The organism is Paenibacillus sp. EB106-05-06-XG162 (genome assembly GCF_058791655.1).
In genome coordinates this window covers 281,662-295,689 of record NZ_JBYTDT010000005.1, presented here as the reverse complement: position 1 = coordinate 295,689, position 14,028 = coordinate 281,662, and the positions used below count along the sequence as shown (strand labels likewise).

Below are 14,028 nucleotides of genomic sequence, written 5' to 3'. Positions count from 1 at the left end.
CTTTCAAGGAGTCACTATATTAGTATGAAATGTATATAAAATAAAGACGGCGAATCAACTGGTTGTTTCGTGGAAATGGCGTACGAGATTCCTCTTGGAGGGGAGAAGACCGTTCTTATGATTATGAGAAGTAGGATAAAACCGAAGATTAAACCGTTAAAGCATCATAAAAAATCGACAATACGTTCCGACAGCGATCACAGAATCGCCTACCTCACCTTTGATGATGGTCCCAACGAATACACCGAACAAATTCTAGATGTATTGAAGGAATATGATGCGAAGGCGACCTTTTTTATGCTGAAGCCGCATATTCTTGAGCATCCTTACACGGCTATGCGCATCGTTCGTGAGGGCCATGCCATTGGACTGCATGGCGTGACTCACCGCGTGGAGCTCTTCTATGCTTCGAAGGAATCCGTCATCGAGGAGTTCAATGACACACGGAACACACTCCGTGCGGTAACGGGCAAAGACACGCGACTCGTCCGTACTCCTTATGGAAGCATTCCTCATATGAGACCCTCCTATTTTGATGAGGTGGAGCGCTGGGGCTACCTCCTCTGGGACTGGAATGTCGATAGTCGAGATTGGAAATATCGAGATAATCGGTCTGTTCGAGCCGTGAAAAAGCGCGTTCGAAAGCTGCGTCATCGCGGCAGGAGGCCTGTGATCTTGATGCATGATCGCCTGGAGACGGCTGAACTGCTCAGAGATATTATTGAATATCTTCAAGAACATGACTATCGTCTGGATAAGCTAGATGAGACATTGAAGCCGATACGATTGAAAACCCTATGAGATCAAAAAAGGCGATAGTTTCCGATTCCATATCAAATCGAGACATCGCCTCTTTTGTATTTATTTCCTTTTATCAGAAGTTCGGGTTGCCGAACTTACCGATTCGCAAATCGCGGAAGGCCTCAACAATCTCTCGCTCCGTATTCATGACGAACGGTCCGTGCTGAATAATCGGCTCATGAATCGGTTCTCCGCTGAGAACGATCACAAGCGTGTCTTCGGACATTCCTTCGATCAGTATTTCTCCTTGTTCGTTCTTAAAGAGGACAAGTTCAGAGGCCGTAGCGACGGACTCATCATTAATTTTTACTTGACCTTGTAGAACCAACATCGCCGTATTGAAAGATTGCGGAAGCGCAAATCTTGCCTGCCCTTGCTGTTTCAAGGTGATGTCGAACAGATTAACAGGTGTGAATGTCTCCGCTGGACCCTTCACGCCTTCGAACTCACCTGCAATAATACGAACCGTTCCCGCATCATACGGCAGCCCCACATAAGCCATTTGATCTTTCAGCAATTCCTGATATTTCGGCGGACTCATTTTGCTCGCCTGCGGCAGATTCACCCATAGCTGAATCATATGCATGATACCGCCGCGTTCTGCGAACGACTGCTCTTGGTATTCCTTATGCAGTACACCCGAACCTGCCGTCATCCATTGCACATCTCCTGGCCCAATGACGCCATGATTCCCTGCATTATCATGATGCTCGACATACCCGTCATATGCGATCGTTACAGTCTCGAATCCACGATGCGGATGCGCTCCGACACCTCTGGCAGCATGGGCTGGCGGAAATTCATAGGGCGAATTATAGTCCAGCAGAATAAATGGACTTAAACGTTCGATGAATAGGTTCCCGGATGGGAAATAATTCGATACACGAAACCCGTCTCCAACCATTTGAAAAGGTGCGCCTTTGAAAATTCCTTCAATCGAACGAAATGTTGACATATGATCACGACTCCTTTAATTGTTGTTGTATGAATTTTATTTCAATTAAATATTCTTTAATTAAAGATTTTAAGGCGAAGAAAACGGGCTACGTACCATTAGCCCCTTTACCTAATAACTTCAGCATCTCAATCGCCTCTTCCTTCTGCCCTTGGGAGAGTCCACCCATTAACTCGTGGATTCGATCGGCATGTTGAGGAAAGATTTGTCCGAAGAATTCCTGGCCCTGCGCTGTGAGCTCCGCGAAGATGACCCGTCGATCCTCCTGCGATGGAATACGTGCAATCCAGCCTTTCTTCACGAGCTTATCAATGTTATAGGTCATCGTACCACTTGTGATCAGAATTTTCTCACCAATCTGCTGAAGTGGGATTCTCCCCTTCGTAAAGAGTACCTCTAAGATGCCAAATTCGGAAGGCGACAGATCATAGGTCCGAATATCCTTCGATACACTATCCATAATTGTCTTATAAGCCTTGGAGAGGACGACGAGCAGTTTAAGTGATGCAAGCTGTTCTTCCTCGGTATGATTCGCCATCTTCATTTCCTCGATTCTACTGTTTCTTATGTTGCGCTTAATTATCTTGAGTTAAAGATATATTGTTTCACCCCATTTGTCAATATGCTAAAAACTGACATCCTCAATAAGTGGATGCCAGTCTAATATGATTTGTATTATGCTCTTACAGAACTATCTTGGGATTGCTTACGAAGCTCACGATGCACGATTGGAGCAACCTCGGTTGCTAACAGTTCGATCGCAGCAGCGATTCGAGAGAATGGAACGCCGCCAATGTCCATCTGCAGCATATACCGTGTATGCCCGAACATCTTATGCTGCGTAAGAATCTTCTCGGCAATACGTTCTGGACTGCCTACGGCTAACGCCGTATCTGGACCCACAAGCTGCTCGAATGCATCTCGCGTCAAGGTGCTCGACTCTAGTCGGTTTCCGTTGAAATGTGACGTATAATTCGCATAATAAGGATAAAATTCGTTAAAAGCCTGCTCCGTCGTCTTGGCAATATAACCGTGACTCGTGATTCCCACTTGTAAATGCTGAGGATCATGTCCCGCATTCCTACCAGCTTGCCGATAGGTCCTGACGAGGTGCTGCAGCTTCGATGGGTCTCCTCCTAGAATGGCAAGGGCCATCCCCGTACCATAAGTCCCTGCAAGCGCAGCACTAGCAGGTGTTCCACCTACGCCAATCCAGATCGGAAGCTCGGACTGTAACGGTCTCGGCGCAATTTCAGCATCTTGAAGATCGCTGCGGAACGTACCTTTCCAGGTTAACTTGGAATGACGGTTGAGCTCTTGCAGTAATGTTAGATTTTCCTGGAACAAGGCATGGTAATCATCTAATGCATAACCGAATAATGGGAAGGATTCCAAGAAGGCTCCCCGACCCGAGATGATCTCGACACGCCCGTTCGAGAGCAAATCTAATGTTGCGAAATCTTCGAAGACACGGACAGGATCCGCAGTACTGAGTACGGTTGTGGCGCTCGTTAATCGAATACGTTTCGTGGCTTGCGCGATGGCAGCTAGGACAACTGGTGGAGATGATAATGCGAAATCCAGCCGATGATGCTCGCCGACGCCGAACACATCAATCCCTGCTTCATCTGCAAGCTTCGCGGCTTCCACAATTTCATGCAATCGCTGTGCTGGACTGATCTTATGCCCTGTCTGTATATCTATGGATAAATCGCCTAGTGTATAAAGTCCGAATTCAAACTTTGGTTGTACTCCTTCATTTTTCATATTCATGGTTCCCTCCCTAGATGACATGAATCCTATACGCCTGTAAAGATCCATGAACGCAGTTCAGCTCGTACACTCCGATATTTAAAGTATGCTCACAAGACCTCGTTTTTCCTGTACGCTTCGTCCTAAGCACTGCGCCATTTTTTACAAATTCAAATTTAAATATAGATAAAGATTACTTATAGTAAGTAAGTGTATTATAGTAATTTACTATTGTCAACGTTATTGTTAGAGGCACAAAGGCGAATTGAGGAAGGGCTTTTTCAATGTCTACTAAATGGGGGCTTGACCACGGTAACTTGAATAAGGTAATGATCCTTTAGAATGAAATCGGAAGGTTCAAATATTGTATAATTTATCCATAATCGCTATACTAATTCTATAGGTCGTGAAGCACACGCCGCTTCGAGTAACTTTCCCAGACATTCGCTCTGGGTCAGTTCATTCGAGGCGGCTTTTTGTTGCATTTAAAATGGAGGGATGCATCGATATGGGACAGTTTAAAGAACGATATGAACAGTGGCTGCAAATGAATATGGATGAAGAAAAAAACCATAGAAGACGTGAGATTCTCCAAAAAGGCTTAGGTCATGGGACGGTGGAATTTCTACGAACGATATGGTTTCCCGTTGTCGGTCATTTCGATCACTTGTATCCAGAATGGGAAGTGCGAGATTTCAAAAACGGCTACCGTTATCTAGACCTGGCCTATATGCCCGGGGGTGCCAAAGGAGGTATTGAGATACAGGGATATGGACCGCATGCTCGTGATTTGGATGTGAGAAGATTCAAGGATTTATGTACACGGCATTGCCTTCTAGCCCTTGATGGGTGGATGTTCCTACCCGTGGCGTACCCTTCCATTACGGATGAGCCAAAAGAATGTCAGCAGCTCGTTCTTGCTTTTATCGGTAAATTTATCGCGACAGATGTAGCATCTTCCTTGTCTTGGTTAGAAGCTGAGACCGTTCGTTTCGCTCGACGTGTGCTGCGGCCGCTCACACCACTAGAGCTTGCTGCACATTTGAAAGTGAGCGACCGGCATGTCAGACGTATTTTACACCGGTTAGTCGATCAGCAAATATTGCGTGTGGCAAGTGGCCAAGACCGGTTTAGAACGTACATGCTTCGATAAGTACAAACTTGGATAATAGCATATTACATTCGTAGCTTAGAGCTATATACGGACTGTGGTTCCGTTATTCGCTCGGCCCATACCAATCATTCAACGATTGCAGACCGAGGTTCCGTTATTTGCGATAAAACGAATCTTGTCAAAGGATTACATCGCATATAACGGATCTGTAGTCCACAAAACCTATGATCTAAGCGCATTTCTATCAAATAACGGAACCTTGGTCCGCTCACGCGGCTGCAATGTCGACTGCCGCCGTCCGCGAGCAAGCAGCCAAGACCGATTTAGAACGTACATGCTTCGATAAGTACGAATCTGGATAATAGCATATTCCATTCGTAGCTTAGAACTGTCTACGGACTGTGTGCTCCTCTGTCAATAAAGTGGACACACAAATTAAGCTGAATTTCTCTTATAGTAGAGCTGCTCGAAGCGAACCGGCGACATGTATCCCAGCGTACTGTTGGAACGTTTTCGGTTATAAAAGAATTCTAAGTATCGGTATAGTTTCTCTTGCGCCTCTTGCTTGGTTTTAAACTTTGGTTTACAGTAGATCAACTCGCGCTTCAAGATGCTGTGAAACGCCTCAATACACGCGTTATCGTAGCAGTTTCCTTTCCGGCTCATACTGGGTTTCATACGGTACTTCTTGAGTTGCTTGCGGTAATCTTTTGACGCATACTGTGAACCACGATCGGAGTGGTGGATTAGTCCCTTTCCCGGTCTTTTCGCGGCATGAGCTTGCTTCAGCGCATCCAAAACCAAATCTGTCGTCATATTGTCGCCCAATTTCCATCCTACGATCTGTTTCGTGTACAGATCCAAGATACTGGCCAGATACAGCTTTCCTTGGCGACAAGGAATGTAAGTGATGTCCGCCACCCATTTTTCATTCGGCTTTGTTGCTGAAAAATCTTGTTGCAGCTCATTTGGTGCGATGGGCAGTTCGTGTTTGGAATCTGTCGTGCTTACTCTGAATTTACGTGACATACAGGAACGAAGCTCTTCTTCGTGCATGATGAGGCCGACCGTTCGTTCCGATACGGACCAGCCTTCCTTCTTAAGTTCCCGATGAATTCTTGGGCTTCCATAGCGTTCTTCGGAGTCATAGAAGTGCCATATAATGCGTTTTTTGAGCTTCTCCTTTCGTTGGCGCTGCTCAGAAGGGGCTGCCGTACGCCATTTGTAATAACCACTCCTGGATACGCGTAACACGCTGCACATCTTCTCCACGCGAAATTCGGAGAGATGATCTTCAATAAATTGAAACCTTAGTTCTTTTCTTTGCTGAAGATGTGCAACGCCTTTTTTAGAATGGCCAACTCTTCTTTCAATTCATCAATTTCACGCTCTTTACGGCGGTTCTCCGCCTCATTGTCCTTCAGCACTTGCTCGAGTTGCCTGATCTTCTCCGGATGATTAACCGCTTCCTGATCGAATTGCCGATACTGCGCGATCCATTGGTGTACGGTGCCTTTCGGAATGCTGAGTTCGTCACATATTTCGGACAGGGACTTCGTTTGCTCTTGAATGTATTTCACTGTTTGCTTTTTAAATTCTTCGTTATACCGTTGTCGTTGTTCCCCCACAATTGGACACCTCTTCTTTCGTTAAGTGTATTATCTTTTGTTCCTTAACGTTGTGTCCACTTTTTATTCTAGTTACAGTGGTTCCGTTATTCGCTCGGCCTATACCAATCATTCAACGATTGCGGACCGAGGTTCCGTTATTTGCGATAAAACGAATCTTGTCGAAGGATTACATCGCATATAACGGATCTGTAGTCCACAAAACCTATGATTTAAGCGCATTTCTATCAAATAACGGAACCACGGTCCGCTCACGCGGCTGCAATGTTGACTACTACCTTCCGTGAGCAAGCACACTCTCTTGATATGCTGTTCAATCCGTGCAGGTTGATCGCTCCAGTACATCAGTTTGAAGATTTTAGTAACCGTTTCACATACTCGACAAAGAAAAGCTGCCTTACGCAGATCGAGATGATCTGGATAAGACAGCCTTCTTTTAAGACAGTTTATTATTTTGCCGTTGCCGATTTGAACCAATCGTTAACTTCTTTCGTGATTTGATCGCCGCCATTTGCTTTCCAGCTTGTAACGAACTGATCAAATGCATCCACTGGCAATTTGCCGTAGATGATCTTATTGAACGTCTCCATCTCGGATTGACGCAGCAAGTTCCATTTCGTGATCATCGTTGGTGTCGCTGCACCTGTGAAGTAATTTTGCTTACGAATATCCAGTTGCGACATAACAACCTTCGCTGCATACCAGTTCTCTGGCTTGCGGAATTCTGCGATTTGCTTCTCATATGGCGTCTCAGGCTTCGCGCCGTCTGCAAGCTTCACAAGCGTCTTCATGTACAGATCCGGAATACGAGCAGGACCTGTTAAGTAAGGGAAGTCGTTGTTGAAGTCTTTGATCTTATCTTTATTGCTCGTCGGTTGACCGTCTACGACATCCCAGTCATATCCTTTAGCAAAACCATATTCATAAGCACTGCCTGCCTTCGGATTTGCAAGATTATCAAGCAGGTAGTTGTAATAGAGAATGATCGCTTCCGGATGCTTCGCATCTTTATTGATCATGATACTGCTGTTAACACCGGAGTTCTGCCATTTCGTTCCCATCAATCCATCTGGACCTGCAGGAACAGGGTATGCTTTATATTTCGAACCCTTCACATTCTTCAACAAGTCCGGAGCTGGCCAATCTGGAACCCAGTTCGCACCTGCCAAGATGCCTGCTTCACCTTTCGTCCAACTCTCAGAAGCTTTGCCTTCATCCCACAATGCCGCATCGACGTGGATGTAACCTTTATCCATCCATTCTTTCAACTTCGCAAGTGCTTGCTTGGCGCCTGGGTGAACCGAACCGTAGACCAAGTTGCCATCCGCATCTTTATTCCACTGCTCTTCGATCGTTCCATAAGCACCGAATAACCAATCGAGCGAAGCCATCCATGTATTTGTATTACCTTTCAACGACACAGCCAATGGGTAGACATTCTTCGCAGGCAGACCGTCTGGATTCTGGTTCTTGAACTTATCCATAATGTTCTCTAGATCCGCGATTGTCTTAGGCGCTTGAAGGTTCAGCTTCTCCATCCAATCTTCGCGAAGCCATAGGAGTGTATCGTCATTATCGGTATATTCCATGATTGGCAGGTTGTACTTTTTGCCATCACGCGTGAACGGATACCATAACTCTGGATTCTTCTCCGTGTGATCTTTCCAGATTTTATTCGCATATTTATCGAACAGCTCGTCAATTGCGATGAATTGTCCAGAATCGATCAATTGGTTCGTCAGAACGCGATCCGTCGGAACGGGAACGAAATCAGGCAGCTTCTCGCCGGAAGTAACCGCAAGCTGCAGCTTCTGACGATACTGCGCATCGCCAGCCGGATACCAAGTATCCTTATGCTTAATCCCGAGCGTCTCGAGCATCCAGCGATCATGAGCGTTGTTTTCTTTTGTGTCGCCCTTTGTAAATTTCTTCGTCGGCATGAGACTTGTGCTAATCTCAATCGGCGGGTCATATTTTCCTTTTGCAAATGCTTCATCCGCTGCAGAAACCGTATTTGTATCGGTCGGCTTCTCTGCTGCCTTCTCCGTATTGCCGCTGTCCGTTTTCCCGCCGCAGGCTGAGATCACGAGCAGAGCTGAGACCATAAGTAGCAGCAATGATTTTCTGAATTTACCCATTCTGTATTCCCCCTACTGTGTAAGATAGCTACATCTGTAACTTTACCAACGGATTAGGGAGGACATCTATATGACTTTGTTAGTTTTTATAGGACTCTATCATGCGTTTCATGACCGTCTCGATATTCCTGTGGTGTCACCCCGAACTGACGTTTGAACACTTTGATGAAATACGCAGGGTCCAAATATCCGATTTCCTGACTGATTTCATAGACCTTCTTATCGGTCGTCTTCAGCTTGTGACAAGCCCGATCCATCCGAAGTCTTGATACATAATCACTGATGCCTTCCCCTGTCTCGATCTTATATATTTTGGACAAATGCGTCGGATGCAAGTTCACATGATCCGCAAGTGCGCGCAAAGAGACATCCAGATGCAAATTTTTCTCCGCAAAAGCTTGAAGCTTCGATACGTAAGTCGACCGGCTATCCGAGGCTTGATCGGAATTCGCTTCCTGCAGCTTCGTAAGGACACGGAGCGACCAATTCCGCAGCTTGCTAATGGTGGAGAAGGCCTCGCCGTTCTGCATCATCGCCATGTCAGGTCCGATGAGACGCGTCAGACTCTGGCCGTTCCGATGCGCCAAATAAGTAAAGGAAGAACCTATGACGAACCCTGCTTCCATGCAATGCTCCAGCGATTCCGCCCAATCCCGGTCCAGCTCCGCGCATACCGCACTAATCTTTTCTTTGACGGCTTCCCAGCGCCCTGCCTCAAGCAGATTCATGAAGGATGGAGGCAAATAGAGCGCATCGAGCGGCCGCTGAGATAGACTCTGATCCACATCCAAGGCACGCGTAACAAACTCGCGCTCATCCCCAACAATTTGCCGAAAATAGGACGTCGCCTGCAAATACCGCTCAGGTAACTGCTGAGGAAAACGGAATCCATCGGTCATTACGATGGAAATGGAAGATCGCAAGAACTGCTTGACCTTGCATTGCAGTTGGATCGCCAATTTCTCTAGCTTCGCCCCTCGACCTGCCACCGTACTAATCCCTTTGAATTGGAGGACAAAGGCCAAATAGCCATGCTCCTCCTTCACGCCCCACACTTCGCAAGATTCTCCGAGAATTTCTTGCGCCATATTCATCATGGCATATTCTAACAGCTGAGGCCCCATCTTCTTCGTGTAGTCGGACGCCTCTTCAATCCGAACCAGTAGAAGCACCGCCTCTCCTTCATGGAAGGGCAGCAGGTAGTTCTCTAATTTGCGCTCCCATTCTTCATCTGCCATTGGTTGACCTCGAAAAGCATCAAGAAGAAGTTGTCCCTGCAGCAGCGGCAAGTTCTCGCGAAGCGTATGAACCGTCCGTTCAACAGAGCTAATCTGCTCCCATTCCCGGTTCAACTGATCGATGGCGATCCGAACAGCGCCGAATAATTCCTCGTCGGTGGGTGGCTTGAGCAGATAATCTATCGCTTGGTTCTGGAGTGCCTTCTTCGTAAATTCAAAATCCGAATGGCCTGATAAAATAATACATTTAATGCGTCCATCCACGACTCTAACCCGTTCGATCAACTCAAGTCCGGTCATTTCAGGCATAATAATATCCGATATGACAATGTCAATGGGATTTGTCTCTATGATCTGCAGCGCTTCCTGTGCGGAATACGCTCGATGCACTTGTTCAATGCCTAGGGTATGCCAAGGCTTGAACATGGATAAATTATCTACCCAATGCGCTTCATCATCTACTATGATCATCTGCATGCTAGTTATCTCCTTTTTCAGCCTTCTTCAGACGATTTTGTTCATCTGGAGGAAGCTCCCATTGTATCACTGTTCGAAATCCTCCGAGTGGGGACTTCGTAAAATGCAGGAATGATGATCCCCCGAATTGATGCATAATTCGCTGATTGGTATTCCATAGTCCGCAACCCATCTCCTCATGAAGCGGTTCCAGCATTTTACGATTCAAGGCTTCTTCGTCTTCCGCTGTCATCCCCGGCCCGTCATCGTCCACATAGATCGTGCAATAACGTTCAGAGAATTCTCCAACGATTTGAATAGCACCTGATGAGTATGTTTTTCCTATACCGTGAATGACCGCGTTCTCAACAATCGGCTGTAGCAATAGTCGCGGAACATGCTGTGCAAGCATCGGTTCAGGCATGTCGATATGATAGTCTATTCGTCCATTCCGCAATTTCTGAATGTCCAGATAATTCACGAGTAGCTTCACTTCCTCGCTTAGTGTCGCCGTCTCCTTCTCCATGCGGGTCGTATATCGATAATAAGCACTTAAATTATGCGCCATCGATACGACGGCTTCCTCCTCTTTCATTTGGGCCATATTAATAATGTAGCCGAGGCAATTATAGAGAAAATGCGGATTTATCTGGGCTTGCAACTGTTTAAGTGTCGCTTCGCGAGCTCGCAGTTTCTCGTTCAGGACATTTTCGATGAGATCTTGAATTTGACGCGACATCTCATTAAATCGATGGAATAAGAATGAGAATTCACTGCTATCCTTCGAATAAATGCGAACCGTGAAATCCCCTCGCTTCACGCGCTGCAATCCGCCGATCAGCTGTTTAATCGGTCGCTGCACATTTCGATATAGCAGAATAGAAGCTGTGATACCCACGACAAATAACAAGACCATCGTGAAATAGAATAAATCACGACTATACGAAATGGGGCCGAGTACTTGCTCAAGCGCTACGACATCGACCAAATACCAATTGAGATTCGGCGACTTGATGGAACTGAGTAGATAGGATTTGCCATCCAACTGGATCACTTGCTGATTCGTATCCCCAAGCGTCATCTCGTCCAAGGCCGGGATCAGCTCATGAATCAGCTTTTGATTCGCTGTTCGGTTTAAGATTGGTGCTTCACCCTTGTGATAGAACACCGTCTCACGCTGCCCGCCAGCTTTATAGGAATCTAGCATATTCTGAATGTTCTCATTGCTGAAGCTCGCCTCAACGACAAGACTGCTGCCGCGAATGACACCTTGTTGACCAAAATTGTCCGTATAGAGCCAATAGAATGCTTTCGGTTCTCCCGTCTTGGGGGACTGACCGTGCCGATATACCCAATTGCTGCTAACGTTCCCTGTGAGATACGTATCATCGTACTTGCTATCATTGCTGAAGTTGGATATTAAATCTTGATTCTGCTGCGAATATACCGTATACCTAGCCGGCCATATATTGACAAGCCCCGATTGAAGCACCATTTTCTCCTGTACAGCATATCGCGTCTGCATGCGATCATATCGATCCCCCCAGATCTGTAATCCATTAAATGTCTTCACATTAGGATCCTTCGAGAAGGAGATCGTAAAGTCCATCATTTGCTTAATTCTAGATTCAATCTGTCCCGATAGGAATGCAAGCTGCCTTGTATTGGACATCTGGAGTTCTTTACTCACGACATTAAGCGCAACATTATTCGAGTACGAATACATCAGAATGATCGGGATGAACAAAATCACAATCAACAAGTTCATTTTGGCGAACAGACTCTGCCTAGACCCGAATAACCTTCTCCTTATGTAATCGATCCCTCTATGCCATCCCATGCGCAGTCCCATGCCCGAATCCCCCTATTCATGATCCCTAACAAAACCCTATCGAGCCTAACATTGTCATATAGTCTCGCGACATCGCCGCTTGCTACTATTAATAGCAGAGATCCTCTTTTTACACAATTTTATTTTTCTAAGGTCGTTTAAAAAGTTAACTTTTGACTTTTAAACACCAATTTAACGAACGGGAGAGCGCCATGGATATGAATACGACGCAACAAACAGCCCTTAACACCGGCAGTCACAAGATGACAAAACGCAGCAAGAAGCCCACTTGGATATTACATCTAATGGTCTTACCTGCGGCTATTCTAGTTTTTATATTCTCTTATCTTCCGATGTCGGGCATTGTTATGGCATTTCAGGATTATAAAGCCGCTCTAGGCATTACAGGCTCTCCATGGGTTGGCCTGAAGCATTTTCAGTACATGTTCCAGAACGAATACTTCTTGCAGATTACGTGGAATACATTATTCTTCGCCTGCTCCAAAATTGTCATGAACCTGCTCATCCCATTTATATTCGCCTTGCTGCTGAATGAAGTGCGGCATATGGGATTCAAGCGATCGATTCAGACCTTTGTCTATTTGCCTCACTTCTTGTCCTGGGTAACACTCGGCGGGATTCTGATCGACATGCTCGCACAGACCGGAATCATCAATCAGTTCCTCACATCCTTGTTCGGAATCAAGCCGATCTTCTTCCTTGGTGATGGCTTCTGGTTCCGGCTCACCATCATCTTCAGTGACGTCTGGAAAGAATTCGGATTCAACACAATCATCTTCCTAGCAGCCCTAGCAGGTATTAACCCTGCGCTGTACGAAGCGGCTGAAGTCGATGGCGCCGGGCGGTTCAAACAGACGCTATATATTACAATCCCTTCGCTAATTCCGATTACGATCGTTGTTGCGACACTCGCACTCGGCAATGTATTGAACGCGAATTTCGACCAGATCTTCAACCTATACAACCCGCTAATCTACCAACAAGGCGATATTATCGACACGTTCGTCTATCGTGAGGGTCTGCTGACGGGGCAATTCAGCTTCGGAACCGCCGTCAGTCTATTCAAATCCGTCATTAGCTTGATCTTAATCGTGGTCTCATATCGACTTGCATACAAATTCGCAGGGTATCGGATTTTCTAGAAAGGGTGACATCCAATGTATCACAAAACGCTGCCTTACCGGGTCTTCTCCATCTTTAATTATGCTTTTTTGGCCATTATTTCCGTACTCTGCGTGTTGCCGATGCTGCACCTATTAATGGTATCCCTCAGCTCGCAAGCACCAGCCAATGCTGGTCTGGTGAAATTCTGGCCTATCGGATTTACACTAGAAGCTTATACCAAGACCTTCGGCAACGCCAATTTCCTCTCGTCCTTATGGGTATCGGTTGAACGTACGGTGCTCGGAACAGCGCTTGCGATGGTCGTTAATACTGCCGCTGCCTATGCGTTATCCAAAGAAGCGCATACTTTCCGCGCGCGTAATATTTACATGTGGTATTTCGTCGTTACGATGTTGTTCACCGGCGGACTTATTCCGAGTTATATTTTAATCTTGAAGCTAGGACTCATAAATACCCTAGCAGCACTCATTCTTCCGGGCTTAGTCGGGGTCTACAACGTCATCCTGCTGCTTAATTTTTTCCGTGCAGTCCCCAAAGATCTTGAAGAAGCTGCTTTTATGGACGGTGCTGGATATTTGCGATCATTTATTTCGATCTATCTTCCGATCTCTCTGCCCGCGATCGCAACCGTCTCGTTATTCATTATGGTAGGTCATTGGAATGCCTATTTTGACGGATTGATCTACATCAAAGAATCGGAGAATTTGCCGCTCGCGAGCTTCATGCAGACGATTATCGTTCAAGCGGATATGACCAAGTTCGATCCTTCGCTCGTAGCCAACTTATCACAGCGCACGATTCGTGCTTCCCAGATCTTTATCGGCGCACTGCCTATCTTGATGGTCTATCCGTTCCTACAGCGTTTCTTCGTCAAAGGAATTGTCATTGGGGCCGTCAAAGAGTAGAAGATCTATCGAAGCGTCTTTCGATTCATCGTTCTTACGAGGATGCATACATCCATTCTTTCCA

Annotated in this window: 12 protein-coding genes; 4 read left to right on the top strand and 8 right to left on the bottom strand. The window is 46.1% G+C overall.

Annotated elements, in window-relative coordinates; translation table 11 throughout:
• The first annotated feature begins 117 nt into the window (after positions 1 to 117).
• Positions 118 to 801, top strand: coding sequence for a polysaccharide deacetylase family protein (locus AC3WU2_RS14330; protein ID WP_492455165.1), 684 nt, complete (start codon positions 118 to 120; stop codon positions 799 to 801).
• Between the two features lie 73 nt (positions 802 to 874).
• On the opposite strand, the gene AC3WU2_RS14325 is transcribed toward AC3WU2_RS14330, so the two are convergent.
• The 3 genes from AC3WU2_RS14325 to AC3WU2_RS14315 form a co-directional block, all read right to left on the bottom strand.
• Positions 875 to 1,756: a pirin family protein gene (locus tag AC3WU2_RS14325; protein ID WP_492455163.1), complete on the bottom strand. Its 882-nt coding sequence runs from the start codon at positions 1,754 to 1,756 to the stop codon at positions 875 to 877.
• Between the two features lie 88 nt (positions 1,757 to 1,844).
• On the bottom strand, positions 1,845 to 2,294 hold the full coding sequence (locus AC3WU2_RS14320; protein WP_492455161.1) for a MarR family winged helix-turn-helix transcriptional regulator: 450 nt from the start codon (positions 2,292 to 2,294) through the stop codon (positions 1,845 to 1,847).
• Positions 2,295 to 2,431: 137 nt separating this feature from the next.
• On the bottom strand, positions 2,432 to 3,529 hold the full coding sequence (locus tag AC3WU2_RS14315) for an LLM class flavin-dependent oxidoreductase (RefSeq protein WP_492455159.1): 1,098 nt from the start codon (positions 3,527 to 3,529) through the stop codon (positions 2,432 to 2,434).
• A 487-nt stretch (positions 3,530 to 4,016) separates the two neighbouring features.
• Between AC3WU2_RS14315 and AC3WU2_RS14310 the strand changes: the two genes are divergently transcribed.
• Positions 4,017 to 4,661, top strand: a complete 645-nt coding sequence (locus tag AC3WU2_RS14310; RefSeq protein WP_492455157.1) for a transcriptional regulator — start codon at positions 4,017 to 4,019, stop codon at positions 4,659 to 4,661.
• 396 nt (positions 4,662 to 5,057) lie between these two features.
• On the opposite strand, the gene AC3WU2_RS14305 is transcribed toward AC3WU2_RS14310, so the two are convergent.
• The 5 genes from AC3WU2_RS14305 to AC3WU2_RS14285 all read right to left on the bottom strand — a co-directional run bounded on the left by AC3WU2_RS14305 (position 5,058) and on the right by AC3WU2_RS14285 (position 11,934).
• On the bottom strand, positions 5,058 to 5,921 hold the full coding sequence (locus tag AC3WU2_RS14305; protein ID WP_492455322.1) for an IS3 family transposase: 864 nt from the start codon (positions 5,919 to 5,921) through the stop codon (positions 5,058 to 5,060).
• An 11-nt stretch (positions 5,922 to 5,932) separates the two neighbouring features.
• On the bottom strand, positions 5,933 to 6,250 hold the full coding sequence (locus tag AC3WU2_RS14300) for a transposase (protein WP_492455155.1): 318 nt from the start codon (positions 6,248 to 6,250) through the stop codon (positions 5,933 to 5,935).
• Positions 6,251 to 6,699: 449 nt separating this feature from the next.
• Positions 6,700 to 8,388, bottom strand: a complete 1,689-nt coding sequence (locus AC3WU2_RS14295; protein ID WP_492455153.1) for a type 2 periplasmic-binding domain-containing protein — start codon at positions 8,386 to 8,388, stop codon at positions 6,700 to 6,702.
• A gap of 86 nt (positions 8,389 to 8,474) precedes the next feature.
• On the bottom strand, positions 8,475 to 10,103 hold the full coding sequence (locus AC3WU2_RS14290; protein WP_492455151.1) for a response regulator transcription factor: 1,629 nt from the start codon (positions 10,101 to 10,103) through the stop codon (positions 8,475 to 8,477).
• A gap of 1 nt (position 10,104) precedes the next feature.
• Positions 10,105 to 11,934, bottom strand: a complete 1,830-nt coding sequence (locus AC3WU2_RS14285) for a sensor histidine kinase (protein WP_492455149.1) — start codon at positions 11,932 to 11,934, stop codon at positions 10,105 to 10,107.
• A gap of 191 nt (positions 11,935 to 12,125) precedes the next feature.
• Here AC3WU2_RS14285 and AC3WU2_RS14280 point away from each other — a divergent pair, with 191 nt between their 5' ends.
• Both AC3WU2_RS14280 and AC3WU2_RS14275 read left to right on the top strand, forming a co-directional pair.
• The gene (locus tag AC3WU2_RS14280; RefSeq protein ID WP_492455147.1) at positions 12,126 to 13,076 is read left to right on the top strand and encodes an ABC transporter permease; all 951 of its coding nucleotides are present in this window, start codon (positions 12,126 to 12,128) and stop codon (positions 13,074 to 13,076) included.
• Positions 13,077 to 13,091: 15 nt separating this feature from the next.
• Positions 13,092 to 13,964 carry a carbohydrate ABC transporter permease gene (locus tag AC3WU2_RS14275; protein ID WP_492455145.1) on the top strand — a complete coding sequence of 291 codons (873 nt, stop codon included), beginning with the start codon at positions 13,092 to 13,094 and terminating at the stop codon, positions 13,962 to 13,964.
• Positions 13,965 to 14,028 lie beyond the last annotated feature (64 nt).